General features: G+C 63.7%; 23 protein-coding genes. 4 read left to right on the plus strand and 19 right to left on the minus strand.

Annotated elements, in window-relative coordinates:
- Positions 1–202: 202 nt before the first annotated feature.
- The 6 genes from FHX10_RS10840 to FHX10_RS10865 form a co-directional block, all read right to left on the minus strand.
- Positions 203–1,555, minus strand: a complete 1,353-nt coding sequence (locus FHX10_RS10840; RefSeq protein WP_063475718.1) for a cytosine deaminase — start codon at positions 1,553–1,555, stop codon at positions 203–205.
- A 32-nt stretch (positions 1,556–1,587) separates the two neighbouring features.
- Positions 1,588–2,559, minus strand: coding sequence for a LysR family transcriptional regulator (locus FHX10_RS10845; protein ID WP_097630175.1), 972 nt, complete (start codon positions 2,557–2,559; stop codon positions 1,588–1,590).
- Between the two features lie 2 nt (positions 2,560–2,561).
- The gene (locus FHX10_RS10850) at positions 2,562–3,557 is read right to left on the minus strand and encodes an isopenicillin N synthase family dioxygenase (RefSeq protein WP_063475720.1); all 996 of its coding nucleotides are present in this window, start codon (positions 3,555–3,557) and stop codon (positions 2,562–2,564) included.
- A gap of 87 nt (positions 3,558–3,644) precedes the next feature.
- Positions 3,645–4,439 (minus strand): ABC transporter permease, encoded by a 795-nt coding sequence (locus FHX10_RS10855; protein WP_063475721.1) that lies wholly within the window; start codon positions 4,437–4,439, stop codon positions 3,645–3,647.
- Between the two features lie 4 nt (positions 4,440–4,443).
- Complete coding sequence (locus FHX10_RS10860) at positions 4,444–5,217, minus strand: ABC transporter ATP-binding protein (protein ID WP_063475722.1); 774 nt, start codon at positions 5,215–5,217, stop codon at positions 4,444–4,446.
- 5 nt (positions 5,218–5,222) lie between these two features.
- Positions 5,223–6,212, minus strand: coding sequence for an ABC transporter substrate-binding protein (locus FHX10_RS10865; RefSeq protein ID WP_184389290.1), 990 nt, complete (start codon positions 6,210–6,212; stop codon positions 5,223–5,225).
- Positions 6,213–6,256: 44 nt separating this feature from the next.
- Between FHX10_RS10865 and FHX10_RS10870 the strand changes: the two genes are divergently transcribed.
- Complete coding sequence (locus tag FHX10_RS10870; protein WP_063475724.1) at positions 6,257–6,436, plus strand: hypothetical protein; 180 nt, start codon at positions 6,257–6,259, stop codon at positions 6,434–6,436.
- Between the two features lie 694 nt (positions 6,437–7,130).
- Here the strand turns inward: FHX10_RS10870 and nadC are convergent.
- From nadC to FHX10_RS10910, 8 genes are all read right to left on the minus strand, one after another.
- Entirely contained in the window at positions 7,131–8,030 is a 900-nt protein-coding gene (gene nadC / locus FHX10_RS10875) for a carboxylating nicotinate-nucleotide diphosphorylase (protein WP_097630176.1), read from the minus strand.
- Positions 8,030–9,571 carry an L-aspartate oxidase gene (locus FHX10_RS10880; RefSeq protein WP_097630177.1) on the minus strand — a complete coding sequence of 514 codons (1,542 nt, stop codon included), beginning with the start codon at positions 9,569–9,571 and terminating at the stop codon, positions 8,030–8,032. Before FHX10_RS10880 ends, nadC begins: the two co-directional genes overlap by 1 nt.
- A complete protein-coding gene (gene nadA, locus FHX10_RS10885; RefSeq protein WP_097630178.1) occupies positions 9,568–10,539 on the minus strand; it encodes a quinolinate synthase NadA in 972 nt (323 codons plus the stop codon). The genes FHX10_RS10880 and nadA overlap by 4 nt, the downstream gene beginning before the upstream one ends.
- A gap of 69 nt (positions 10,540–10,608) precedes the next feature.
- Positions 10,609–11,607, minus strand: coding sequence for an NUDIX hydrolase (locus tag FHX10_RS10890; RefSeq protein WP_174824420.1), 999 nt, complete (start codon positions 11,605–11,607; stop codon positions 10,609–10,611).
- Positions 11,608–11,636: 29 nt separating this feature from the next.
- Positions 11,637–12,449 (minus strand): 3-methyl-2-oxobutanoate hydroxymethyltransferase, encoded by an 813-nt coding sequence (locus FHX10_RS10895; protein ID WP_097630179.1) that lies wholly within the window; start codon positions 12,447–12,449, stop codon positions 11,637–11,639.
- Positions 12,450–12,491: 42 nt separating this feature from the next.
- Complete coding sequence (locus tag FHX10_RS10900; RefSeq protein ID WP_097630180.1) at positions 12,492–13,718, minus strand: NAD(P)/FAD-dependent oxidoreductase; 1,227 nt, start codon at positions 13,716–13,718, stop codon at positions 12,492–12,494.
- An 11-nt stretch (positions 13,719–13,729) separates the two neighbouring features.
- The gene (locus FHX10_RS10905; protein ID WP_047611977.1) at positions 13,730–14,044 is read right to left on the minus strand and encodes a MocE family 2Fe-2S type ferredoxin; all 315 of its coding nucleotides are present in this window, start codon (positions 14,042–14,044) and stop codon (positions 13,730–13,732) included.
- A 21-nt stretch (positions 14,045–14,065) separates the two neighbouring features.
- Entirely contained in the window at positions 14,066–15,154 is a 1,089-nt protein-coding gene (locus FHX10_RS10910; RefSeq protein WP_097622416.1) for a fatty acid desaturase family protein, read from the minus strand.
- 133 nt (positions 15,155–15,287) lie between these two features.
- Here FHX10_RS10910 and FHX10_RS10915 point away from each other — a divergent pair, with 133 nt between their 5' ends.
- On the plus strand, positions 15,288–16,316 hold the full coding sequence (locus FHX10_RS10915; RefSeq protein WP_097622417.1) for a LacI family DNA-binding transcriptional regulator: 1,029 nt from the start codon (positions 15,288–15,290) through the stop codon (positions 16,314–16,316).
- Between the two features lie 160 nt (positions 16,317–16,476).
- Complete coding sequence (locus FHX10_RS10920; RefSeq protein WP_097622418.1) at positions 16,477–17,289, plus strand: TIM barrel protein; 813 nt, start codon at positions 16,477–16,479, stop codon at positions 17,287–17,289.
- A 93-nt stretch (positions 17,290–17,382) separates the two neighbouring features.
- On the opposite strand, the gene cobM is transcribed toward FHX10_RS10920, so the two are convergent.
- The gene (gene cobM, locus FHX10_RS10925) at positions 17,383–18,141 is read right to left on the minus strand and encodes a precorrin-4 C(11)-methyltransferase (RefSeq protein WP_028758292.1); all 759 of its coding nucleotides are present in this window, start codon (positions 18,139–18,141) and stop codon (positions 17,383–17,385) included.
- 4 nt (positions 18,142–18,145) lie between these two features.
- Positions 18,146–19,378, minus strand: a complete 1,233-nt coding sequence (gene cbiE, locus FHX10_RS10930; RefSeq protein WP_097622419.1) for a precorrin-6y C5,15-methyltransferase (decarboxylating) subunit CbiE — start codon at positions 19,376–19,378, stop codon at positions 18,146–18,148.
- On the opposite strand from cbiE, the gene FHX10_RS10935 reads away from it, so the two are divergent.
- A complete protein-coding gene (locus tag FHX10_RS10935; RefSeq protein ID WP_097622420.1) occupies positions 19,377–20,147 on the plus strand; it encodes a cobalt-precorrin-6A reductase in 771 nt (256 codons plus the stop codon). The two genes, cbiE and FHX10_RS10935, sit on opposite strands and share 2 nt — an antisense overlap.
- Here the strand turns inward: FHX10_RS10935 and FHX10_RS10940 are convergent.
- From FHX10_RS10940 to FHX10_RS10950, 3 genes are read right to left on the minus strand one after another with little or no spacing between them, the layout of a single operon-like run.
- Positions 20,111–20,875, minus strand: a complete 765-nt coding sequence (locus FHX10_RS10940) for a precorrin-3B C(17)-methyltransferase (RefSeq protein WP_047611991.1) — start codon at positions 20,873–20,875, stop codon at positions 20,111–20,113. The two genes, FHX10_RS10935 and FHX10_RS10940, sit on opposite strands and share 37 nt — an antisense overlap.
- On the minus strand, positions 20,872–21,603 hold the full coding sequence (locus FHX10_RS10945; RefSeq protein ID WP_097622421.1) for a precorrin-2 C(20)-methyltransferase: 732 nt from the start codon (positions 21,601–21,603) through the stop codon (positions 20,872–20,874). The genes FHX10_RS10940 and FHX10_RS10945 overlap by 4 nt, the downstream gene beginning before the upstream one ends.
- Complete coding sequence (locus tag FHX10_RS10950) at positions 21,600–22,232, minus strand: precorrin-8X methylmutase (protein ID WP_025570630.1); 633 nt, start codon at positions 22,230–22,232, stop codon at positions 21,600–21,602. Before FHX10_RS10950 ends, FHX10_RS10945 begins: the two co-directional genes overlap by 4 nt.

A 22,232-nucleotide genomic window follows, 5' to 3' on the forward strand; every position in this document is an offset into this window, starting at 1 on the left:
TTTGCATTTTCGCATGTCGCTCGCCGAGAAGATGCTTTGCCAACACTTCCGTGAGGATGCGGCTTGCGTCCCCTGGCGGCAGGTTATTGAGCAAACGACGGCCCGTATTACGGGCTGTCCCCGACAAAATCGGCGCCGCGCTACAGGCCAAGCGTCTTGATGTGGGCTTCGCCGGTCCGTTTTTTGTCTCCCAGGGAGCGGCTCAAGGGGTCGGGAAATCTGTGAGCATGCTGTAGGAGGGCAATGTCCTGTTGGCGAAGATCCCCTTGCGGAGGAGGACGCGGTCGGAGTGCGGACGGGCGATAACCTGGTCGAGGCTCCAGGCTTCGAGGATCATCAGGTCTGCCGGCCGACCGGCGCCGATCGTACCGACGTCGATGCCCATGACGCCAGCAGGTGCCGGGCCGGCAAGAGCGGGCGCATCCGCGTAAGGGTGGTCGAGATGAAGGATGCGCACCGCTTGCCGCCAGGTGTCCAGCATGTCGTGATCGCCATAGGCAAAGAACGGATCGCGGCAATTGTCGCCGGCCGCGGCGACCGGAATGCCAGCCGCCTGCAATTCCTGCACGGGCGTGACCCCGCGCCAGCGCGGCGTGCGGCCGTCTTCGCGATCCTGGAGATACATGTTGACGGTTGGCAGCGTGATGATCGAGAGGCCGGCATCGGCGATCAGCGCGATCGTGTCCCGCAATTCTTGCTCGCCCAGAAGCGCAAGCGAACAGCAGTGGCCGCATGTCACGCGCCCCTCGTAACCGTGGCGGATGGCGGCACGTGCCACATGCGGCAGGGAATCCGCCTGTGCCGCCTCGTCGACATGGAGATCGACATCCAGTCCCCGTTCCTTGGCCAGCGCAAACAACCGGTCGAGCAGCAGATCGATATCGTCGAGGCCTGCCCCATGGGTGCCCCCGGAGGCGCGGGTGACGCCGCCGAGCAAGCCGCCGTGGGCGGCAACGATATCGGCAAGGCGGGCGCCATAGTCGCCGCGATAGGCATCGAGCGGCACGAGGCCGGCAGCCTGCAAGGTGATGCGGCCTTTCCAACGTTCGCGCATTTCGGCAAATGCGCTCCAGGTGATTTCCGCCTGCCCCTCGTGGCTGTCGAGATGGGTGCGGATAGCGGCCACGCCATGGGCGTCGGCCGTTGCAAGACCGAATTCCATCCGTCGCAGGAGATCGTCGGCATTCCAGTGGGCAAGCCGGTCCGCCGTCGTCGCGGCGCGCGCGCCGGGATGCGTGCCGCCGGAATCGGGCGCACGTCCCATGGTGTGACCCTTGTCGAGATGGGCGTGCGCGTCGATCAGAAGCGGCCAGACGTGGCGGCCGTCGAGCGCGACTGCATCTTCGCCACCATCGGCAAGGGCCGGCGTTATCGCGGCGATCTTGCCGTTCTCGACCAGAATATCGACGAGGGCGGAGCCGTCCCGATCCACCTCCGCAGCACCAGGCACGTCATTTGCAAGCAGCGCGACCGGAACGCGCGCCTTCGCAAGACGAATGCGCTCCGGTCTCGCCAGACGGGCGGCAAAGCTGGGAAACAGCGAAAGATCGTTCATGGTGAGTCTCGATTGGATGGGTTACCGAGCGGTCAGTTCTCGTCAAACGAGGCGAGCAGACGCTCCTGCGCGAATTGCATGAAATGGCTGCCTGCGGGCGAAAGCGAGCCGCGGGCGCGGTGGAGGATATTCAGCCGTTGCAGCGAGCCGGTTCCCGTCAGCGGAATGAAGACCAGGTCGCCGGTCGCCATTTCGCGGTCGACATCGAGCCGGTTGAGGAAGGTGATGTGAGGCGTTGTCCGGGCAAGGCGCTTCATCAGTTCCATCGAATTGGTCTCGACGACGGGAACAAGGGTGGCACGCGCCGGGGCAGTCGCCTCGACGACCTCGCGCAGCGACAGCGATCGATCCGCCAGAACCAACGGATAGAGCAGGCAATCGGACATGCGCACGGTCCTGCGGTTTGCGAGGGGATGGGCGGGCGCCACGACGGCTCCCAGCGCATGGTGGAATTCGGCGGCGCGTTGCAGCCGAGTATCGTCCGGCAGGTTGTAGGCAATGGCGATATCGGCCTGGCCGAGTGCAACCATCTCCGCAACAGTCGTCCGGTCGCCGACCATGATGCGCAGGCTGACCTGCGGATGTTCTTCTCGGTAAGCGGCAACGATTTCGGCAATCCGACCCGCAGCGAGCGTTGCCATGGTCGCCAGCGCCACCTCGCCGCGATTGAGCCCCTTGAGGGACTGGATCTGCGACCGCATCCGCTGATGCGCCTGCAGTGTCTCGCGAATGTGCTGGATGAGGATTTCGCCGGAACTCGTGAGCTTCAGGCCGCGCGGCAGGCGCTCGAAAATGGGTGCCTGCAGCTCTTCCTCAAGCTCCAGGATATAGCGGTTCACCGCGGAGGCGGCGACATGCAATGTCCTTGCCGCCTTGCGGATGGAGCCCTGTCGGGCCACCTCGTCTATATAACGCAGCGCGCGTCCATGAAGCATGATGGGTCCGTTGCCTGACGGGAGTCGGATTGACCGTTCCACGATGTCACCGCAACGGCCCATCTTCAACGTCACTTCTTGGCGAAATTGGCGTTGATGCGCCGGGTCAGGTATTCGCCGGCGGTGATCGCCTCGTATTTGCCGAGCGGACCCTCAATGACGGCATCGCGGTTTGCCTGGCAGAAGAAGGGCAGGGACAGTCGGCGGCCCATGTATTCATTCTCGCGCGGCATACGCACCCGGTGCAGCGTCGACTGCAACTGGTCGTCCGACCAGCGCATCAGCATGTCGCCGATGTTGCAGGTGATATAGCCCTTGCGCGGCGGAACGTCCGTCCATTCCTTCAGGGCTGCATCCTTGCCCGGGCACACCTGGAGCCCGCCTTCGCCCTCCTTCTGGTGAAGAATGGTCAAGCAATCGAAGTCCGAATGCGCGCCGGCACGCCACGACGTGAAGTCTTCCGGCTTGGCGCCTTCCATCGACATGTAGTGGATGAGGCGCAGCGTCGATTGATATTGGTCCGAAGACGGGTCATGCGCCTTGGTGAAGAAATCCTCGGCAAAGCCCATCTTCAGCGCGAAGCAGGAGAGGATGCGCATGCCGAGTTCCCAGTTCTGTCGCTCGAAGCGGAGCATCTTTTCGCGGAAGCCCGGAAGATCGTCTTCGCTCGGCCACAGATTGAGGCGGATCATGTCCGGCAGGGTGAGCTGGAAGCTCTCCTTGTTATCCGGCGTACCGGTGGAGGGACGGACCTGCGCCCTGAACTCCCAGCCGGCATTGATGCCCTTCGGCATCGGGGTTTTCGCCTTAACCTCCACCGGCAGTTCGAAGAATGTCCAGGCCGTGTCGAAGGCCGCGTCAATATCGTCCTGAGCGATGCCGTGATTGTAGACCTGGAAGAAACCGATATCGACCGAGGCCTGCCAGAGTTCATCGGCGATCTCGTGCTTGCGGTGGTCGAAGTCAGAAAGGTCGATGACGGGGATTTCCCGGTCAACGGTCGTGCCCATGCCGCCGATGGTCGCTTCCTTGGCGAGTTCCGCGAGGGTGTCTGTCTGGATATTCATATTATTCTCCTTACGTGAGTGCCGGCGAACCGGCGGTTGAGGAGCAATGTCCGGGCAGGGCCCGACTGCTTCTACTCCGGATGGATTTCAGCCGTTTTTCGGCAGGCTCCAGGGAAAGAGGAGCTTCTGCGTCAGGACCACGGCCTGAAATAGCAAGAGCGACATGGCGGCGAGCAGCAGCAAGCCGGCCCAGGCCTGTGGCAGCTTGAACAGGGAGGTCGACAGTTGGATGAAATAGCCGACGCCGGCTTCGGATGCGCAGAACTCCGCAACCACGGCGCCGATGACGGCAAGCGTGATCGAGATTTTCAGCGCCGAGAAGATGTAGGGCACCGCAAACGGCAAGCGTATCTGGGTGATCTCGCGGAAGCCCGAGGCGCGCAGGCTTCGCGACAGCTCGATCAGATCCGGCGGGGTTGCCGCAAGGCCCGTTGCGGTCGAGACGACGAGCGGAAAAAAGGTGATGAGACAGGTGATAACGATACGTGGCGCATCGCCGGCTCCGAGCACGACGATCATGATCGGCGCAATCGCCACCACCGGCGTCGACTGCACTACGACGAGCAGCGGATAGAGCGTTCGCGACAGGAATGGCGAGCGCATCATGACCACCGCGAGCGGAATGGCGATAAAGATGGACATCGCATAACCGATCAGCGCCACCCGCAACGTCGCGGCGATGTGCCCGATCCAGCGCTCGAAGCCGATGGAGGAGAACGAGCCGAGGATCGCGCTTGGCGGCGGCAGCAGATAGGTCGGGATCGACAGGAGCCGCGCGACCGCTTCCCACAGCAGCACCGTGCCGATCAGGGCCGCGGCGGTCGCAATGCCCGGCAACGCCAGCACCTGCTTGAGGAGAGCAACCGGTGTGCGGCTCCGCATGGCCTCACGCCGCCTGACGGGTGAGGAGGAGATCGCGGAGGTAATTGGAGAGGTCATGGATCGCCTTGTCCTTTGCAGTTTCAGGGCCGCGTGGCCGGCCGACGGGGACGGTGACTTCGGTCAGGATCGAGCCCGGACGTCCGGTCATCACCAAAACGCGGTCGGACAGAAGCGCCGCCTCACTGACGGAGTGGGTGATGAAGACCACGGTCTTCGGGCGTTGGGAAAAGATGCGCAGCAGATCGAAGCCCATCACCTCGCGTGTCAGGGCATCCAGCGCCGAAAAGGGTTCGTCCATCAGCAGGATATCCGGATCCATGAGCAGCGCGCGGGCGATGCCGACACGCTGCTGCATGCCGCCGGACAGTTCGTCCGGCAGGCGTTTCTCGAAGCCGGCAAGCCCGACCATGCTCAGCAATTCACCCGCCCGCCCGCGCTCCTCTGCCGTTACCCGGCCGGTCTTGTGGCGGGCGGGAAATACGACATTGTCTTCGACAGTCGCCCAGGGAAGCAGCGTCGGCTTCTGGAAGACGATCCCGATGTCGTCACGCGGGGCCGTCACCGGCAGACCGAAGACGTCTACCGAGCCGGATGTCGGCTTCAACAGGCCGGCGATCATGCGCAGCAGGGTCGATTTCCCGCAGCCCGAAGGGCCGAGGATCGAGACAAATTCATGCCGGACCACATCGAAACTGACGTCTCGCAGGGCTTCCGTGCGCCCGGACCGAGTTTCGAAAACTTGTCCCAGCCTGTCGAAGCGGATAGCGGGCATCGCCATCGAGGTTACTCCGTTACGGCGAAGGTGCGGTTGACCATGGTTTCCGGATCGAGCTTGGCCGGATCGATATCCTGTGCTTCAGAGACACGGCGCCAGGTTTCGGCGAGACGGGCGGCTTCGAAGCCGCCGAGGCCGTCCTTCTCCGTCACCTCGTTGAAGATCAACGGCAGCGTGTCCTTGAGCGAACCCTGGACGTCCTCCGAGCCGAGTTCCGGTACCATGGTGGTGACAGCGGCGGCAGCCTTCTCCGGATTGTCCTTGGCGAATTCGACCGATTTCTTGTAGGCGGCGATAAAGCGGGCGGCGACCTGCGGACGCTTGGCGAGGAAATCGTCGCTGGCGATGAGGGATGCGGAATAGAGCTCGAGCCCGGCTGCCGACCATGGCAGGGCAACGATCTCCTTGCCAGCTTCCTTGCCTTGGTTGCTGTAGCGCGTCAGGTCGGTCATCCAGGCGATGATGCCATCGGCATTGCCGGTCATCAGCATCGGGCCAAGTGCGCCGGGATCGGCTTTGATGAGCTTGATATCCGCCATGTCGATGCCGGCATCCTTGAGCACCAGCGGCAGGTAGACATTCGACGATGTGAAGGGCGACGTCGCGATCGTCTTGCCCTTGACGTCAGCGACGCTTGCGATCGAACCGCCCTTGGCGACGTAGAAGGCATGCGGCCCCTTGTTGAACAGCGACATGACGGCGGTTACCTTGACGCCCTCATTGGCGCGCGCGGCCATCAGGGCGCCGATATCGGAAATACCGACGTCGGAGGACGCCGAGGCAAGGCGCGATATGGCGTCGGTCGAGCCGCGACCGGAGGCGATCTCCACCTCAAGGCCGGCGTCCGAACAGAAACCTTCCTGGATACAGACGTAGATCGGCGCCTTGTCGCCACCCGGCAGCCAATCGAGCTGAAAGATCACCTTGTCGGCGGCGGAGGCGGCGCCGGCAGAAAGGATTGCGGCAAGTGCATAAAAGGCAAGCTTGGTGCGGGACATGGGTCGACCTTTCGCAATTGGTGTTCGATTTTTAAGGACGGATAGTGATCGGCGACGCGCTCCGGATCGAAGCCATCTGCGACGAGCCCGGCAATTGCGCAATCGCGTTTTTCAGGGCGCTTGCTGGCCAGGCATACAAAACAACGCTGCGCGCGAAGATGATCAGGTCCAGCGTCGATCTCTGCGGATTTCGGGGCGAGATCACTGGTTTTTCCCTGCATTAGGACATCCTCTCGACAGGTTTACCCGTCGAGCAATGTCCAGAACCGAGGCTCAGACCGCTTCTACTCGCAGGTCGTTTGTCTCATGAATATCCGGCGTTCTGCAAGATTTTAAACGCTTCAATTCTTGTGCTGAAAAAACAGGCGAAGTCCACGGTATCGAGATCGAAGTGGGCAGGATCGTCAATTATGTGATTGAAATAACGGAAAAAATTTCTCTGTAATCGAGCGGTCCGGCGGCTGAAAAATAAGCGTTCTAATATTTAGAGCGCTTAGCTCGTAATTTTCTTGCCGCACCTTCAGCTGGCATCTGCGTTTTCCGGCGCATTTTTCTTGTGAGCGACCAGCATCTGGACAGTTTCCAATGCCTCCTTCGTATGCAGGCGATCGCCCAGACGACCATGAATTGGCGTTTCAGCCGTAGTCGAGAAGGGCTTCGAGGCCGTAACGTTTACGATTGAGCTGTTTCAAGGGCAGGCGTAAATCGCTCCGCCATGAACCGTCGAGGCGCGGCCAGTCTAGAATTGCCTTGCGATCGTTCGTTCACGAAGCCCGCGCCGCCTGCTCCAGAGTGGTGAATTCGATGGCGGCCACGGGCGGTATGCCTATTATGACACGGTGCCCGATCTCGGCGTGATGATCGAGTTGCTGGAATTCGACAGCGACAAGGAAGCCCAGCCGAAACACGCCTGACGGGTCACAGGACCTGTGCAATCCGTTTCGGGCCTGTTACCGCTGTGGACGCGGCCGCGACGAAATCGAGCCCGATATCCAGTACCGGCGCGCTGTGCGTCAGCCATCCAACGGAAATGAGATCGACGCCGGAGGCCGCGATCGCGGCGGCCGTTGCCGGCGTGACGCGGCCGGATGCCTCGGTGATGGCCCGGCCGGCGACGATGGCGACCGCCTCACGCAGCTGATCCGGCGTCATATTGTCGAGCAGGACGGCGTCGACGCCGGTCTCCATCGCTTCACGCAGCTGATCGAGGGTGTCCACTTCGACCTCGATCTTCACCATATGGCCGACGCCGGCCCGCGCCCGGCGGATCGCCTCGGCGACGCCGCCGGCGATGGCGACGTGATTGTCCTTGATCAGCACCGCGTCGTAAAGGGCGAAACGGTGGTTCATGCCGCCGCCGGCCCGCACCGCATATTTCTCCAGCGCCCTCAACCCCGGCGTCGTCTTGCGCGTGCAGGCGACGGAAGCCTTGGTGCCCCTGATGGCGGTGGCAATCCCGGCCGTCACCGTCGCAATGCCCGAGAGATGGCCGAGAAAATTCAGCGCGGTGCGCTCGGCGCTCAGCAGACCGCGCGACGGGCCTTCGATGGTGGCGATCACGTCACCCGGCTTGGCCGCATCGCCGTCCTGGAGATGGCGGCGCATGACGATCTCCGGATCGACGAGGGAAAAGGCCAGTTCCGCGGCATCGAGGCCGGCGATCACGCCCGGCTGCCGGGCGGCCATCACCACCGTCGAGCGGTGATCTGCAGGGATGACCGAGGCCGAGGTGATGTCGCCGGCAAGACCGAGATCTTCGAGCAGCGCTTGCCTGACCAAGGGTTCGACGATCAGGCGCGGAAGGGGAACGAGGCTCATCAGGCACTCCTTGCAAGGGAATAGGGCGGGGTCGCGCGGGCGATCTCCAGCACTTGGGAAAGGCGCATCCGGCGGCGGTTTGCATCGCCGAGCTTCAGCGGAAAATCGGTGCGGGCATGGGCGCCGCGTGATTCCGTCCGCAAGCTGGCGAAAACCGCGATCGAGAGCGCGACGATGGCCGGATCGGCGGCAGGGCTGTTCCCTTCGGCAAGCGGCAGCAGGGCGGCGATGGCGCCATGAATGGCGCCGGCATTGCGCAGCACGCCGAGATGGCGCGAGACGATCGACCGGACGAGCGATGCATCGGCAGGCACCGGCAGGCTCTCGGTGAAGGCGCTTCCGGCAGCGCTTGCGGGCATGCCCGATATGTCGCGTGCCGCCCGCATGCCCATCACAGCCGCCTCCAGCAGCGAATTGCTGGCAAGCCGGTTGGCGCCGTGCAGGCCGGTCGAAGCCGCTTCGCCTGCGACCCAGAGACCGGGCACCGAGCTGCGGCCATTTGCAACCGTGGCCACGCCGCCCATGTGATAGTGAACTGCCGGGCGTACCGGGATGAGGTCTTTTGCCGGATCGATGCCGGCCTCGCCGCAAAGGGCGGCGATGACGGGAAAGCGCGTGGCAAAGCGGTGGCCGAGAGCAATGCGGGCATCGAGGAAGACTTTGCCGCCGCGGGCAATTTCGACGCTGATCGCCCGCGCCACCACGTCGCGCGGCGCAAGCTCGGCGCCTGGAGTGCGGGCCATGAAACGTTCGCCTCGTTCGTTGACGAGCAAGGCCCCCTCGCCGCGCACCGCCTCGCTGATGAGCGCCAGCGGCCTGCGGCGGGAATCGAGTGCTGTCGGATGGAACTGGACGAATTCCATATCGGCGAGATCAGCGCCCGCCCTTGCCGCAAGCGCGATCCCCTGGCCGAAATTGCCCATCGGATTGGTGGTGGCGTCGTAGAGCCCGCCAATGCCGCCGGTGGCGAGCACCACCTTCGATGTCGGCAGAATGGCAGCCCCGTTCGCGGTCGCGCAGAGCAGGCCGGCGACCTTTTCGCCTTCCATCAGAATCCGCCGCGTCTCGAAGCCTTCGAGGACTGTTATCACAGGTGTTTTCATCACCGCCTCGATCAGCGCGGCGATGATCGCAGCACCCGACCCGTCGCCTTCGGCATGGACGATGCGGCGGCGGTTATGGGCCGCCTCCAGCCCGAGCGACAGTTGGCCGGCGGCATTCCGGTCGAAACGCACACCGGCTCGCTCCAGCGCGGCAATTGCGGCTGGTGCTTCGGCGATGATGCAGGCGGTGGTCACGGGATCGCAGAGCCCGTCACCGGCGGCAAGCGTATCGGCAAGGTGCAGCGCCGCGCTGTCGTCGGCGCCCATGCTGGCGGCGATGCCGCCCTGCGCCCAGGCGCTCGACGTCTCCGCGCCAAGGGCGGCGCGGGTGACGATCACGGAGGGCTCGGGCGCCAACGTCAGTGCGGTCATCAGCCCCGCAAGGCCGCTACCGACGATCACCGTGCGTCCGGCAAGATGCTCGAGGACTTCGGTCATATCGCCAGCATCCTCTCGACGGCGCGGCGCGCAGCCACGGCAATTGCCGGATCGACCGTCACCTCGTGGCGGTTTTCCTCAAGGGCGGCGCGGATATTGGCCAGCGTGATCCGCTTCATATGCGGGCAGAGATTGCAGGGGCGAATGAACTCGACATCGGGATGGTGCACGGCGACATTGTCGCTCATCGAGCATTCGGTGAGCAGCACGACGCGCGCCGGCTTCTGCCTGCCGACATAGTCCGACATGACGGCGGTGGAGCCGGCGAAATCGGCTTCGGCCACGACGTCGGGCGGGCATTCCGGATGGGCGAGCACTGTTACGCCGGGATGGTTTTCACGCAGCTGGCGCACATCCTCGGCGGTGAAGAGTTCATGCACCTCGCAATGGCCATGCCAGGCGATGATCTCGACATCCGTCTCGCGGGCGACGTTGCGCGCCAGATATTCGTCCGGGATCATCAGCACCTTCGGCACGCCGAGCGATTCCACGACCTGTTTGGCGTTGCCGGATGTGCAGCAGATGTCGGAGGCGGCCTTCACCGCGGCCGATGTGTTGACATAGGTGATGATGGGCACGCCGGGATGGGCCTGGCGCAGCAGCGCAATATCCTCGGGCGTGATCGAGTCCGCCAGCGAACAGCCGGCGCCGAGATCGGGGATCAGCACGGTTTTTTCGGGGTTCAGCAGCTTGGCGGTCTCGGCCATAAAATGTACGCCGGCCAGCACGACGACATCGGCATCAACCTCGATCGCCTTGCGGGCGAGCGCCAGACTGTCGCCGACGATATCGGCCACGCCGTGGAAGATCTCCGGCGTCTGGTAATTGTGCGCGAGAATGACGGCGTTGCGGCGGCGCTTGAGCTCGAGGATCGCGTCGACGTCATTTTCGAACGTCATCCATTCGGCTTTGGGAATGACGCGGCTGACGCGCTCATAGAGCGAGGATGCGGAAACAGGATAATTCATGACCGGCTCCTAATTATGCTCTCTTTGAGCATATCATAGGCAAAGAGATATTCTCACAGTGAGCATATGTCAATTGCGGGAGAGCGGTAATTTCGTTCCGGCAAGCGCCCGTTCTTCGAGCACCGTGTGGCGGAAGCGGAAGAGCTTCGCCGGCCGGCCGCCGGTTTCGCTTTCGGTTCCGCCGGTTTCCTCGACCAATTCCTGCTGTTCGATGAGCCGGCGGAAGTTCTGCTTGTGCAGCGTCAGCCCGGCCAAGGCCTCGATGGTACGCTGCAGTCTCAGCAGGGTAAAGCTCTCCGGCATCAGCTCGAAGACGACGGGACGGTATTTGATCTTGGCTCGCAGCCGGGCGATCCCGGTCGCAAGAATGCGGCGGTGATCGGCAAACATCGCCCGGCCGAGATTGGCCTCCACCCCGCATCCGGCCTCCGAGACGAGCCCCGCCTCGTAGAGTAATTCGTAGCGCTGCAGCGCCAGATCTTCGTTCCAGCCGCCGCCGTCGAGGCCGAAGGTGAAATCCGCCCGGCGATGGCGATGGTCGCGCCTTGCCGGATCGGCATCGGCCCAGATCTTCAGACGCGTCATGATTTCATTGAGCACTGCTGGGCGCCCCTGGCGATGGTCTTCCCAGGGGAAATATTCGTACCAGCCGTGCCATCCCGGCCGGCCGGCGCCCGACTGCTCGTTGACGAGGCCGAGATAGCTGATCGAGATCGTCCGTCCGCCTGGGATGTCGTTGTTCCGGTCGCGGTCGGCGAAGGTATAGAGCTGTTCGAGATAGCCGACGGGATGTTCCGTCTGCTCCTGCACCCACTCGCGCAGCCCCGATTGCAGCGTGCGATGCCCCATTTCGAAGGGGCCTGACGGCAGCGCATTGCCGGAGCGGATGGTCATCACGCGCGGCTCGTCCCCCGTCACCGCGACGAGCACCGCAATCAATTCCGCATGCGCAAAGCCGATCGTCACAGGGGACCGAATACTCCGTTCCGAATGGGTCGAACGGATCATTCCTGACACAGGCCGGGACGGAAGCCAATGGAAAGGAAGCGCCTTTGCGGCGCTTCCCACATCATCGAGACAAGAGAGCGGGTTTGCCCCTAGCTATTGCCCGTCTCACTCCGCAGCCGGTCCAGGAAAACCTTCAGCTCCGCGTCGTCGACGCTGACGAGATGGCGCTTTTCCGGATAGGCGCCGGTCCTGACATCCTCGGCGAACTCGGTGAAGGCGGCGATGCGTTCGCGCTGTAGCCGGTCATGTTCGGCGGCGAAGTTGCGATAGACCTTGGCATGGCGCGGATAGTGATCGCGATTGGTGCCAAGCACGTCGTCGGCGAAGAGATATTGGGCGTCGCAGCCGCTGCCGGCCCCCATGGAGATCATCAGCATCGAGGTGTTGCTGCTGATGGCGGCAGCGACATCCCCCGGCACGACTTCGATTTCGGCGGCGAAGGCGCCGGCCTCTTCCAGCGCCTTGGTCTGCCGCCAGATCTCGGCCGCACTCGCCGCGGTCTTGCCGACGGCGCGAAAGCCGCCGGTCCAGGTCGCCTTCGAAGGGATCAGCCCGAGATGGCCGCAGACGGGGATGCCCTCGTCCCGCATGCGCCGGATCGTCTGCAGGCTTGCGGCGCAATAGACCGCATCGCCACCGGCCTTCAGCGCCGCGAAAGCCGCGCGCAGATAATCCTCCGCCGAGACATGGTCGCCATATTCGAGCCCCGGAATGGCAAAGGGAGTGGGCGCGGCCTCGCGAAAGACCGGCCCGAGCAGCGAGGGCGGCACCGAGACGATATCGATGCCCGCTTTTTCGGCGGCTTCCGCCTCCTCCAGCGTGGTGACGCGCAGCATGGTGAGCTGGCGCTTGCCTTTTTCCGCAAGCAGATCGGCGACGGTTGCGCGTCTATGTTTCTTCATCGTCAAATTCCTTCGAAAAAAGCGGTGAAAATATCGGCCAGCTCACGCGGCCAGCAGGGATTTCAGCTTGATGTCGCTGGTTGCGAGCGCTGCCGGGTCCGGATGGGCACGCGCGGCGATCAGCATTTCGGCGAGCCTGATGTCACGCGCCACGGCATTGCCTGGCCCGATGCCGCTTGCGGCGATCAGTCGCCCGGTGGCGTCGAGATGGAAAAGAATGAAGGCGCCTGCGCCGAGATCGCGGCGCTGATGCGTGGCGGCTCCTTCGGCAAGGCCCGCAATCTGCAGCGTCATGTCGTATTGATCCGACCAGAACCACGGCACGGCCGATACGGCCTCGTCGAGGCCGAGCATGTTGGCCGCAGCCAATGTGCCCTGCTCCTGGGCGTTGCGCCAGGATTCGAGCCGCACCCGCCGGCCGCCATAGATCGACAGCGGAAAGGAGCAGCAGTCGCCGGCGGCAAAGACATCCGGCGCCGAGGTCTGCAGATGAATATCGACGGCAATGCCGTTTTCGATAGTAAGCCCCGCTCTTTCGGCGATCTCGACATTCGGCCGGGCACCGATGCCGACAAGGGCGAGATCGGCTTCGATCGCCTCACCGCTCGACAATCTGATCTGGGCTTTGCCGTTTTCCGCAGTCAGCGCCTCGATGGAGACACCGCAGCGGATATCGACGCCCTCGGCGCGGTGGCGCTCGGTGATGAGATGGGCGATCTCCTCCGGCACGCCGCGCTTCAGCACGCGTTCCAGCCCTTCGATGACCGTGACCTCGGCGCCGAGCAGCCGCGCCGTTGCCGCAAGTTCCAGTCCGATGAACCCGCCACCGATGATGGCGATATGCCGTCCCGGCTTCATGACATCACGCAGCGCCGCCGCATCGTGATGGGTCCTCAGCGCGCGAATATGCGGGCTGCCCTGCGGCGCGCCGGGGAAGGAGCGTGCAGCGGCACCCGTCGCAAGCAGAAGCTTGTCGTAGGAAAGCACGGTACCGTCCGAAAGCGTGACGGTCCTGGACGCGGGGTCGAGATCCCTTGCCTCGAGGCCGGTCAGCAGCCGGATGCCGTTTTCGACATATTTTTCCGCCGTCGCGATGAATTTCGGATCGCTTGCATCGGTGGAGCCGGCCTTCGACAGCGGCGGCCGTTCATAGGGCGGAAGCGGCTCGGCGCCGACTAGCGTTACTTCGCCGGCAAAGCCCTTTTCCCGCAAGGCGAAGGCGGCGCGCGCACCGCATTCGCCCGCGCCCAGGATAACGAAATGAGCCACGTCCAGCTCCCTCAGAGCGAGATGAAGACGGCGCCGTCTTCGATCTTGACCGGATAGGTCTTGAGATTGACGCAGACCGGCGCACCCTTGGCTTCGCCCGTCTTGTAGTTGAAGCGGCCGTTATGTTTCGGACATTCGATGATCTCATCCATGACAAGCCCGTCGGCGAGATGGATATGTTCGTGTGTGCAGAGCCCGTCGGTGGCGAAGAATTCGTCATCCGGGCTGCGATAGACCGCGAAGGTGCGCCCGTCGTGATCGAAGCGGATGACATCCTCCTCGTCGATCTCGTCCTTGCCGCAAACCTCAATCCAGTTTCCGCTCATCTTATCCTCCCTCGATTGTCGTTATTGCGCGGCCGGAGCCAGCTCGTTGTGGAATTCCTCGCGATACGGCCGCGCGGTGGCCGGCAATTCGCGCTTCAGGAAATAGTCCTCGTTGCGCAGCTGGCGCAGGAAGGCCGGGATCATCTCGCGATAACCGGACAAGATCGACGGGTTCGGCGCCGGCAGGTCGTGCTTGATCATCGCATGCAGCTGCGGCAGCGCGTGGTAGGGCACCATCGGAAACATGTGATGTTCGACGTGGTAGTTCATGTTCCAGTAGATGAAGCGGCTGATCGGGTTCATGTAGACAGTGCGGCTGTTCAGCCTGTGGTCGGTGACATTGTCGGCAAGGCCGCCATGCTGCAGCAGTCCGGTCAGCACATGGTGCCAGGCGCCGTAAAGGCGCGGCAGGCCGATCAGCATCAGCGGCAGGATCGAGCCCGTGGCGATCGCCGCGGCGATTGTCGCGACATAGATCGCCAGCCAGATGCGGGCGAAACGGATCGCCTTCGGCTGCTCCATCTCGGGAATGAAGGTTTTTTCCGCCGCGCTGACGCCGCCGAAGGCATTGCGCAGCATGTCGACGACGGCATGCCAGGCGTCGAGGATGCCGAAGAAATTGAGCACCAGCCGCAAGAGATCCGGCGGCCGCATGACGGCGATCTCGGGATCGCGGCCGACGATCACCGTGTCGGTGTGGTGGCGCGCATGGCTCCAGCGCCAGGTCACCGGATTGCGCATGATCATGAAGCAGGCAATCTGATAGACGGCATCGTTCATCCAGCGCGTCTTGAAGGCGGTGCCATGACCGCATTCGTGCCAGCGGCTGTCGGAGGCCGAGCCGTAGAGCACGCCATAGGCAAGGAAGATGGGCAGCGCGATCCACGAGCCCCAGAAATAGATGCCAAGCCCGGCCAAGACCGCCATGCTGCCGAGCCAGATGACCGTGTCGCGGATCGCCGGCGCATCGGAGCGCTGCATCAGCGCCTTCATGTCCTTGCGCGGAATGTCGGTGTGATACCATTCGGCTGCCGCCAGCCCCGTCTCGACGGCTGTGCGGCCGCTTTCGCCGAGCAGGTCGTAGTCACGTTTCTTTGTCTGGGTCGCCATTATCCGCCTCCCGTTATGCCCTTGCCTGGGAGAATAGGTTGACTTTGGCAGGCGCTCAATGCAGGCTTGATATATTCTATCAAAAGCCATCATGAATGGCTTGCATTCATGATTGAATACATCAGGAACGCTCATGCGCCGTCCAACCATATCCGATCTTGCCCGCGCCTCCGGCGTCAGCGTCGCCACCGTCGACCGTGTTCTCAACGCGCGCCACCGGGTGCGCGAGGAAACAGCACGGCGGGTCTATGATGCGGCGCAGTCGATCGGCTATCACGCCGTCGGCCTGATCAAGCAGCGTGTCTTCGAGGATCTGCCGCAATACAAGCTCGCCTTCCTGCTGCAGAAACCAACGCAGTCCTTCTACCAGAGCTTCGCGCGCGAGATCGAAACGGCAGCGCGGGCGCTGACGACGGCGCGCATCCAGACGCAGATCGAATTTCCCTCCGCCGCGACACCGGCTGCGATCGTCGAAAAGATCAAGACGCTCGGCGCCCGCAACCAGGCCGTTGCCCTCGTCGGCCCGGACTATCCGGCGGTGACGACGGCGGTGGAAGAACTGAAGGAGCGCGGCATTCCTGTCTTCTCGCTGCTCTCCGATCTCGCCACGGGCGTGCGCGACGCCTATGTCGGGGTCAATAACCGCAAGGTCGGGCGCACCGCCGCCTGGACGATCGCGCGCACGGCGCGCCAGCCCGGCAAGGTCGCCTGTTTCGTCGGCAGCCACCGTTTTCACGGCCATGAGTTGCGGGAAATCGGCTTCCGCTCCTATTTTCGCGAGAATGCACCGGAGTTCGATGTCGTCGACACGCTGATCAATCTCGAGACCGCCGAAATCACCCATGAGGCAACCTTGACGTTGCTGCAGAAACATCCCGATCTCGTCGGCCTCTATGTCTGCGGCGGCGGCATGGAGGGGGCAATCTCGGCGTTTCGCGAAGAAAGCGTCGGCGGCAAGGTCGTTCTCGTGGTCAACGAGCTGACCCCCGACAGCAAAGCCGGTCTTGCCGACGATATCGTCGCCATGGCGATCGGCACGCCCCTGCCTGCCCTCTGCAAGGAGCTGATGGTGCTGATGACGAGCGCTATCGAAAACGGCGAAACGGCGGTTCCCGGACAACTCTTCCTGCCTTTCGATATTCATATCTCGGAGAACATCTAAACAATGATGGAATTCCATCATTTCGTTGGAAATTCTCTCAGCAATGAAAGCGGCCGCCGGCAATGACGGATGGATTGCGACGCGAATTCCGATAGAGATTCGCTGACCCATTCACGAGGACCGCTCCGCCGTGACGCGGAGATCAGGAGGAGAACCAGTCATGACTACGATCCGTTTTGCGCTCAACCACATGGCCGCCCCGTCGCTTGCCATCGACGATTTTTTCGCGCTGGCCCAATCGCTCGGCATCGATGCCGTCGAGATCCGCAACGACCTTTCCGGCAATGCCATCCTTGACGGCACCAAACCCGAAACGATCAAGGACGCGGCTGCCCGCCATGGGCTGACGATCATCTCGATCAACGCCCTGCAGCGCTTCAACGAGTGGAACGCGACCAGGGCTGCCGAAGCGCAGGAACTGATCGACTATGCCAGCGCGTCGGGCGCCAAGGCGCTCGTCCTCGTTCCGAAGAACGACGGCACCGGCTGCGCCGATGGCGAACGGCAGGCCAATCTGCGCCGGTCTCTGGCGGCGCTGAAGCCGATGCTCGAGAAGGCCGGCATCATCGGTCTCGTCGAGCCGCTCGGTTTCGAGATCTGCTCGCTTCGCTCGAAGACCGAGGCGGCCGAGGCAATCAGGGAGCTCGGCGCGGAATCGACCTTCAGGCTTGTCCACGACACCTTCCACCATCACCTTGCCGGCGAAGCGGCGACCTTCCCTGAGCTGGCCGGCCTCGTGCACATCTCCAGCGTCAGTGATCCCACAGTTTCCGTTGCCGAGATGCGCGATTCCCATCGCGTGCTCGTGGACGGCGACGACCGGCTCGATAATGCCGGGCAGATCAGAGCGCTGCTGCAGGCTGGCTATAAGGGTCCGTTCTCTTTTGAGCCCTTTGCAGCGGAAGTTCATGCGGTCAAGGACCCGGCCGGGGCGCTTCGCACCAGCATGGACTATCTCAGCGCGCGGGTTTGAGACCTGAGTGAAACGTCGCCTGATACTGTTTTTGGTGTCAGGACGGCGGGGGAACGATTGTCACGATACGCTGGCGCGGCCAATCGCTTGAAGTTATTCCCTGCCTCTGAACCGGCGTTGATAGGCCGGATCATAAAGTGAACTCTCGCGGAAATCCTCGGCCGCGAGCGAAGGGCCGACGAAGATGATCGCCGTGCGTTCGATCGGTTCGACCGCAACCTTTGCTTCGATATCGGCAAGCGTGCCGCGCAGGATGCGCTCGTCCGGCCAGGAGGCCTTGACGACAATGGCGACCGGGCAGTCGACGCCGTAAAGCGGGGTCAATTCCTCCACCACTTGGCTCAGCGCATGGATGGCCAGATGGATCGCCAGCGTGGCGCCCGTCGCGCCGAATTTTGCCAGCGTCTCGTCGTTCGGCATCGGTGATGCGCGGCCGGAAACGCGGGTCAGCACCAGGCTCTGCGCCACTGCCGGGATCGTCAGCTCGCGCCCAAGCGTCGAGGCGGCGGCGGCAAAGGCTGGAACACCTGGCGTCATCGTATAGTCGATGCCGTGTTTTTGCAGCCGGCGCACCTGTTCGGCCACCGCACTCCAGACGGAGAGATCGCCAGAATGCAGCCGGGCGACATCCTGGCCGGCCGCGGCAGCGCGAAGATATTCCGCCTCGATCTCGTCAAGCGACATCGGCGCCGTATCGACGATGCGTGCGCCCGGCGGACAATATTGCAGCAGTTCGGGCGAGACGATCGAGCCGGCATAGAGACAGACCGGGCATTGGGTGATGAGATCGCGGCCGCGCACCGTGATCAGATCCGCAGCACCTGGGCCAGCGCCGATGAAATGCACCGTCATCTCGTCATCCTTTCGTCCAGCGCCACTGCGTCACCGGCATCGCCGGCCGCCAGCCGCTCATGCCGCCGACGGGCTGGGCGCGCGATATTTCGATCCGCGTGAGGGAGCCGCCGCGTTTGGCATGTTCGCCGAGCAGCGCGGCTTCCATCTCCAGCGTCACGGCATTGGCAACGAGCCGCCCTCCCCGCTTCAGCGCGGCGATCGCAGTCTCGATAACACCCGGTTCGCTGCCGCCGCCCCCGAGGAAAATCACATCCGGTTCCGGCAGGCCCTTCAGCGCGAGGGGCGCTGTCCCCTCGACAACGGCAAGATGCGGCACGCCGAAGGCGGTTGCATTGCGGGCGACCCGTGCGGCCCGCTCCGGCGATTGCTCGACAGCGATTGCCTTCAGACTGGGATCGGCGAGCATCCATTCGATGCCGATCGAGCCCGCGCCGGCGCCGATATCCCAGAGCAGTTCGCCGTGACGCGGCGCGAGCGCCGAAAGCGTCATCGCCCGGATTTCACGCTTGGTGATTTGTCCGTCATGCTCGAACAGCTCGTCCTCGATCCCTGCAGCATAAGGCAGGATGCGAGCCCCCTCCCCTGCCGCAACATCGACGGCGCAGACATTCAGAGGATCGATGTCCACGAGATCGAAATCCGCCGCCACAGCACGTCTTTGCCGCTCCCGCGCGCCGCCAAGCGCCTCGAGCACGGTAAGCTGCGACTGACCGAAGCCGGTCGCGGCAAGCAGGGCAGCCAGGTCGCCGGGGCCTTTTTCGTCCGAGGTGAGCGCGAGGATGCGCCGCCCGGGATGCAGATGCGGCCGGATCAGGTCGATCGGCCGTCCATGCAGCGAGACCGTCGCGACCTCCTGCAGCGGCCAGCCAAGGCGGGAGGCAGCAAGGCTGAAGGCCGAGGGCGCCGGAATGATGCGCATCTCGTGCGCCGCCACGTGGCGGGAGAGCGTTGCGCCGACGCCGTAGAGGAAGGGGTCGCCGGAGGCGAGCACGACAACAGGCGTGCCGCGCCTTTCAAGAATGGCGTCGACCGAGCGTTCGAACGGGCTCTGCCAGGAAAGCTTTTCGCCTGATATCAGCGAGGCCGCGAGTGCATGATGGCGCGCACCGCCGAAGACGGCAGGTGCTGCCGCGATCAGCCTCTTCGCCTCCTCACCCAACCCTTCTGGACCATCTTCGCCGATGCCGATAATAGTCAGCCAGCGCTGGCCGGACGCAGGAGAGATATCAGACATGGGAAGACCCCGCATCCTGATCCTGGGCGGCACCAGCGAGGCGCGCTTGTTGGCCGCGGCGCTCGCGGCGCGCGACGATTGCGATGTTATGCTGTCGCTTGCCGGACGCACCGAGAAACCGGCCGTACAGCCTGTTCCGGTCCGCATCGGCGGTTTCGGCGGCGCTGCCGCACTCGCCGATTTCCTGACGGCCGGCGGCTATCATCTGCTGATCGACGCCACGCATCCTTTTGCCGAACGGATTTCGGCCAATGCCGCTTTTGCCGCTGAGGTCACCGGTATCGCAGCGATCGCTCTGCGCCGTCCCGAATGGCAACGCGAAGCCGGCGATCGCTGGCGGGAGGTGCAGAGCATTCCGGCGGCTATCGAAGCGCTCGGCCCTTCCCCCCGCCATGTCTTCCTGGCGACGGGCCGGCAGGGCGCGCATCATGCGGAAGCCGCGCCGCAACATCACTATCTTGTCCGCAGCGTCGATCCTGTCGAGCCGCCGCTTGCGCTTGATCATGTCGATTATCTGCTTGATCGCGGTCCGTTCACGCTGGAAGGCGAATGCGATCTCCTGAGGCAGCACCACATCGACATCATCGTCGCCAAAAACAGCGGCGGTGCCGCCACCTATGCGAAGATCGAGGCAGCCCGGCTGCTCGGCATCGAGGTGTTGATGGTCGCGCGTGCGCCTGCCTCCGCGGTCACGACGGTCGACACGGTCGAAGCGGCGCTGGCAGTGATCGATCACCTGTTTCCTCCCGCCATGAACCGCGGGGTATAGACGAGGTCCAGCCTGCCCGGCCGCGCGACGACGCGTGTCTCGGCGGAGCCGATGATGATGCAGGTCGCCATATCGGCAATCGACGCGTCTGCTTGCGACAGCTGCTGTAATGCGATGCGTTCGTCCGGGCGCCCGGCGGCGCGCCCGAAAATAACCGGCGTTGTTGCCGGCAGATGGTTGCGCAACAGCTTGAAGGCATCGCCGAGTTGCCACGGCCGCGCCCGGCTGATCGGATTGTAGAGCGCGATGACGAAACCCGCTTTCGCCGCCAGCTCAAGGCGGGTTTCGATTATATTCCAAGGCTTTAGATTATCAGACAGCGATATGGCGCAGAAATCGTGACCAAGCGGGGCGCCGGCTCTTGCCGCCACGGCCAGCATTGCCGTGATGCCGGGCAGAATGGTGAGATCGACCGAGCGCCAGGCGGCCGGCCCGTTCTCGATCGCCTCGCAGACGGCGGCGGCCATGGCAAAGACGCCGGGGTCGCCGCCGGAGACGACGCAGACTTTCGCGCCGTCAGCCGCCATGGCCAGGGCTGCCCCCGCCCGGTCGAGTTCCTCGCGATTGTCCGAGGCATGGCGCAGCTGATCGTCGCGGAGTTGCAGCCTGTCGAGATAGGGTCCGTAGCCGAAGAAATCCGTTGCCTGGTCGACGACGGCCAAAGCCTCCGGCGTCATCTGCTCGGGATTGCCGGGGCCGGTGCCGATCACGAAAAGCCTGCCGCTCATCGGCTCGCCTCCCAGCCAGGCACCAGCACGAGCGAAAAATACGGCGCATCGCCATCGCTCCTGTCGGCAAGCTTTTCCATCGCCGCATTGGCCATGGTGCCGCGCTCGACATAGACGGCTTCCGCAAGCCGGCCGGCTGCCGCCAAGGCCCGGCGGATCTTCGGCAGATTGCGGCCGACCTTCATGATGACGGCGGCTTGCGTGTCGGCAAGACGACGTGTCAGCTCGGTTTCGGGCATCGTACCCGGCAGTACGGAAAGCACATCGTCACCCTGGACGATCGGCATGCCGGCCAGCGACCAGCAGCCCGACATGGCGCTGATGCCCGGAATCACTTCCGTCGGGTAGCGCTGGGAAAGTCTGACATGCAGATGCATATAGGAGCCATAGAAGAGCGGATCGCCTTCACTGAGAACGGCGACTGTCAGCCCGGCATCGAGATGGTCGGCCACCGACTTGGCGGACTGATCGTAGAATTCAGTGATCAGCCTCTGGTAGCGTTCGTCGTTCTTGTCGATCTCGGTTGTCACCGGATAATAGAGCGGCAGCAGCGTCACCCCGGATTTCAGCAGCGGTTCGACGATCGCCTTGCCGTTGCCGCCCCTGCCCTGTTTGGCGAAATAGGCGATGACGTCAGCGGCTTCGATGGCGCGCACGGCTTTGAGGGTGAGGAGCTCCGGGTCGCCGGGACCCGTCCCGACGCCGATGAGACGGCCGCTTGTGGTCATAGGCCGGGCCTCGCCAGTGCATTGATGGCGGCTGCCGTCATGGCGCTGCCGCCGAGCCGGCCGCGGACGATGGCGAAGGGGACGCCGTAGGAATTCTCCGCCAGCGCATCCTTGGATTCGGCGGCACCGACGAAGCCCACAGGCATGCCGAGGATCGCCGCAGGTTTCGGGGCGCCGTCGCGCAGGAGTTCGAGCAGATGGAAGAGGGCGGTCGGCGCATTGCCGATGGCGACAACGCTTCCGCCGAGCCTATCGAGCCAGAGATGCATGGCGGCGGCCGAGCGGGTATTGCCGGTCTCGCGTGCAAGCTCCGGTGTCGCGGGATCACGCAGCGTACAGATCACCTCGTTCAGCGCGGGCAGCCGCGCCCGGGTGACACCATGGGATACCATTTCCGCGTCGCAGAAGATCGGCGCCCCACCTTTCAGCGCATCGCGCGCCGCGCCGACGACATCGGCGGAGAACAGGAAATGCTCCGCCGCCTCGACGAGCCCGCAGGCATGGATCATGCGCACGGCGATTTCGGCTTGATCTTCGGTAAAGCGCGAAAGATCGGCCTCGGCGCGGATGATCGCAAAGGAACGCTCGTAAATCGCGTCGCCGCTGCGGATATAATCGTAGTCTGGCAT

The organism is Rhizobium sp. BK591 (assembly GCF_014195045.1).
Classification (GTDB): domain Bacteria; phylum Pseudomonadota; class Alphaproteobacteria; order Rhizobiales; family Rhizobiaceae; genus Rhizobium; species Rhizobium anhuiense.

Bases quoted from the DNA above. Each gene is read 5' to 3' on its own strand.
- FHX10_RS10915 (WP_097622417.1), top strand. From the start codon at position 15,288: ATGCGCCGTCCAACCATATCCGATCTTGCCCGCGCCTCCGGCGTCAGC.
- FHX10_RS10880 (WP_097630177.1), bottom strand. From the start codon at position 9,571: ATGACCGAAGTCCTCGAGCATCTTGCCGGACGCACGGTGATCGTCGGT.
- FHX10_RS10905 (WP_047611977.1), bottom strand. From the start codon at position 14,044: ATGAGCGGAAACTGGATTGAGGTTTGCGGCAAGGACGAGATCGACGAG.
- FHX10_RS10860 (WP_063475722.1), bottom strand. From the start codon at position 5,217: ATGGCGATGCCCGCTATCCGCTTCGACAGGCTGGGACAAGTTTTCGAA.
- cbiE (WP_097622419.1), bottom strand. From the start codon at position 19,378: ATGTCTGATATCTCTCCTGCGTCCGGCCAGCGCTGGCTGACTATTATC.
- FHX10_RS10940 (WP_047611991.1), bottom strand. From the start codon at position 20,875: ATGAGCGGCAGGCTTTTCGTGATCGGCACCGGCCCCGGCAATCCCGAG.
- FHX10_RS10910 (WP_097622416.1), bottom strand. From the start codon at position 15,154: ATGGCGACCCAGACAAAGAAACGTGACTACGACCTGCTCGGCGAAAGC.
- FHX10_RS10950 (WP_025570630.1), bottom strand. From the start codon at position 22,232: ATGCCAGACTACGATTATATCCGCAGCGGCGACGCGATTTACGAGCGT.
- nadA (WP_097630178.1), bottom strand. From the start codon at position 10,539: ATGAATTATCCTGTTTCCGCATCCTCGCTCTATGAGCGCGTCAGCCGC.
- FHX10_RS10865 (WP_184389290.1), bottom strand. From the start codon at position 6,212: ATGTCCCGCACCAAGCTTGCCTTTTATGCACTTGCCGCAATCCTTTCT.
- nadC (WP_097630176.1), bottom strand. From the start codon at position 8,030: ATGAGCCTCGTTCCCCTTCCGCGCCTGATCGTCGAACCCTTGGTCAGG.
- cobM (WP_028758292.1), bottom strand. From the start codon at position 18,141: ATGACGGTGCATTTCATCGGCGCTGGCCCAGGTGCTGCGGATCTGATC.
- FHX10_RS10945 (WP_097622421.1), bottom strand. From the start codon at position 21,603: ATGACCACAAGCGGCCGTCTCATCGGCGTCGGGACGGGTCCCGGCGAC.
- FHX10_RS10850 (WP_063475720.1), bottom strand. From the start codon at position 3,557: ATGAATATCCAGACAGACACCCTCGCGGAACTCGCCAAGGAAGCGACC.
- FHX10_RS10920 (WP_097622418.1), top strand. From the start codon at position 16,477: ATGACTACGATCCGTTTTGCGCTCAACCACATGGCCGCCCCGTCGCTT.
- FHX10_RS10935 (WP_097622420.1), top strand. From the start codon at position 19,377: ATGGGAAGACCCCGCATCCTGATCCTGGGCGGCACCAGCGAGGCGCGC.
- FHX10_RS10840 (WP_063475718.1), bottom strand. From the start codon at position 1,555: ATGAACGATCTTTCGCTGTTTCCCAGCTTTGCCGCCCGTCTGGCGAGA.
- FHX10_RS10895 (WP_097630179.1), bottom strand. From the start codon at position 12,449: ATGAAGAAACATAGACGCGCAACCGTCGCCGATCTGCTTGCGGAAAAA.
- FHX10_RS10855 (WP_063475721.1), bottom strand. From the start codon at position 4,439: ATGCGGAGCCGCACACCGGTTGCTCTCCTCAAGCAGGTGCTGGCGTTG.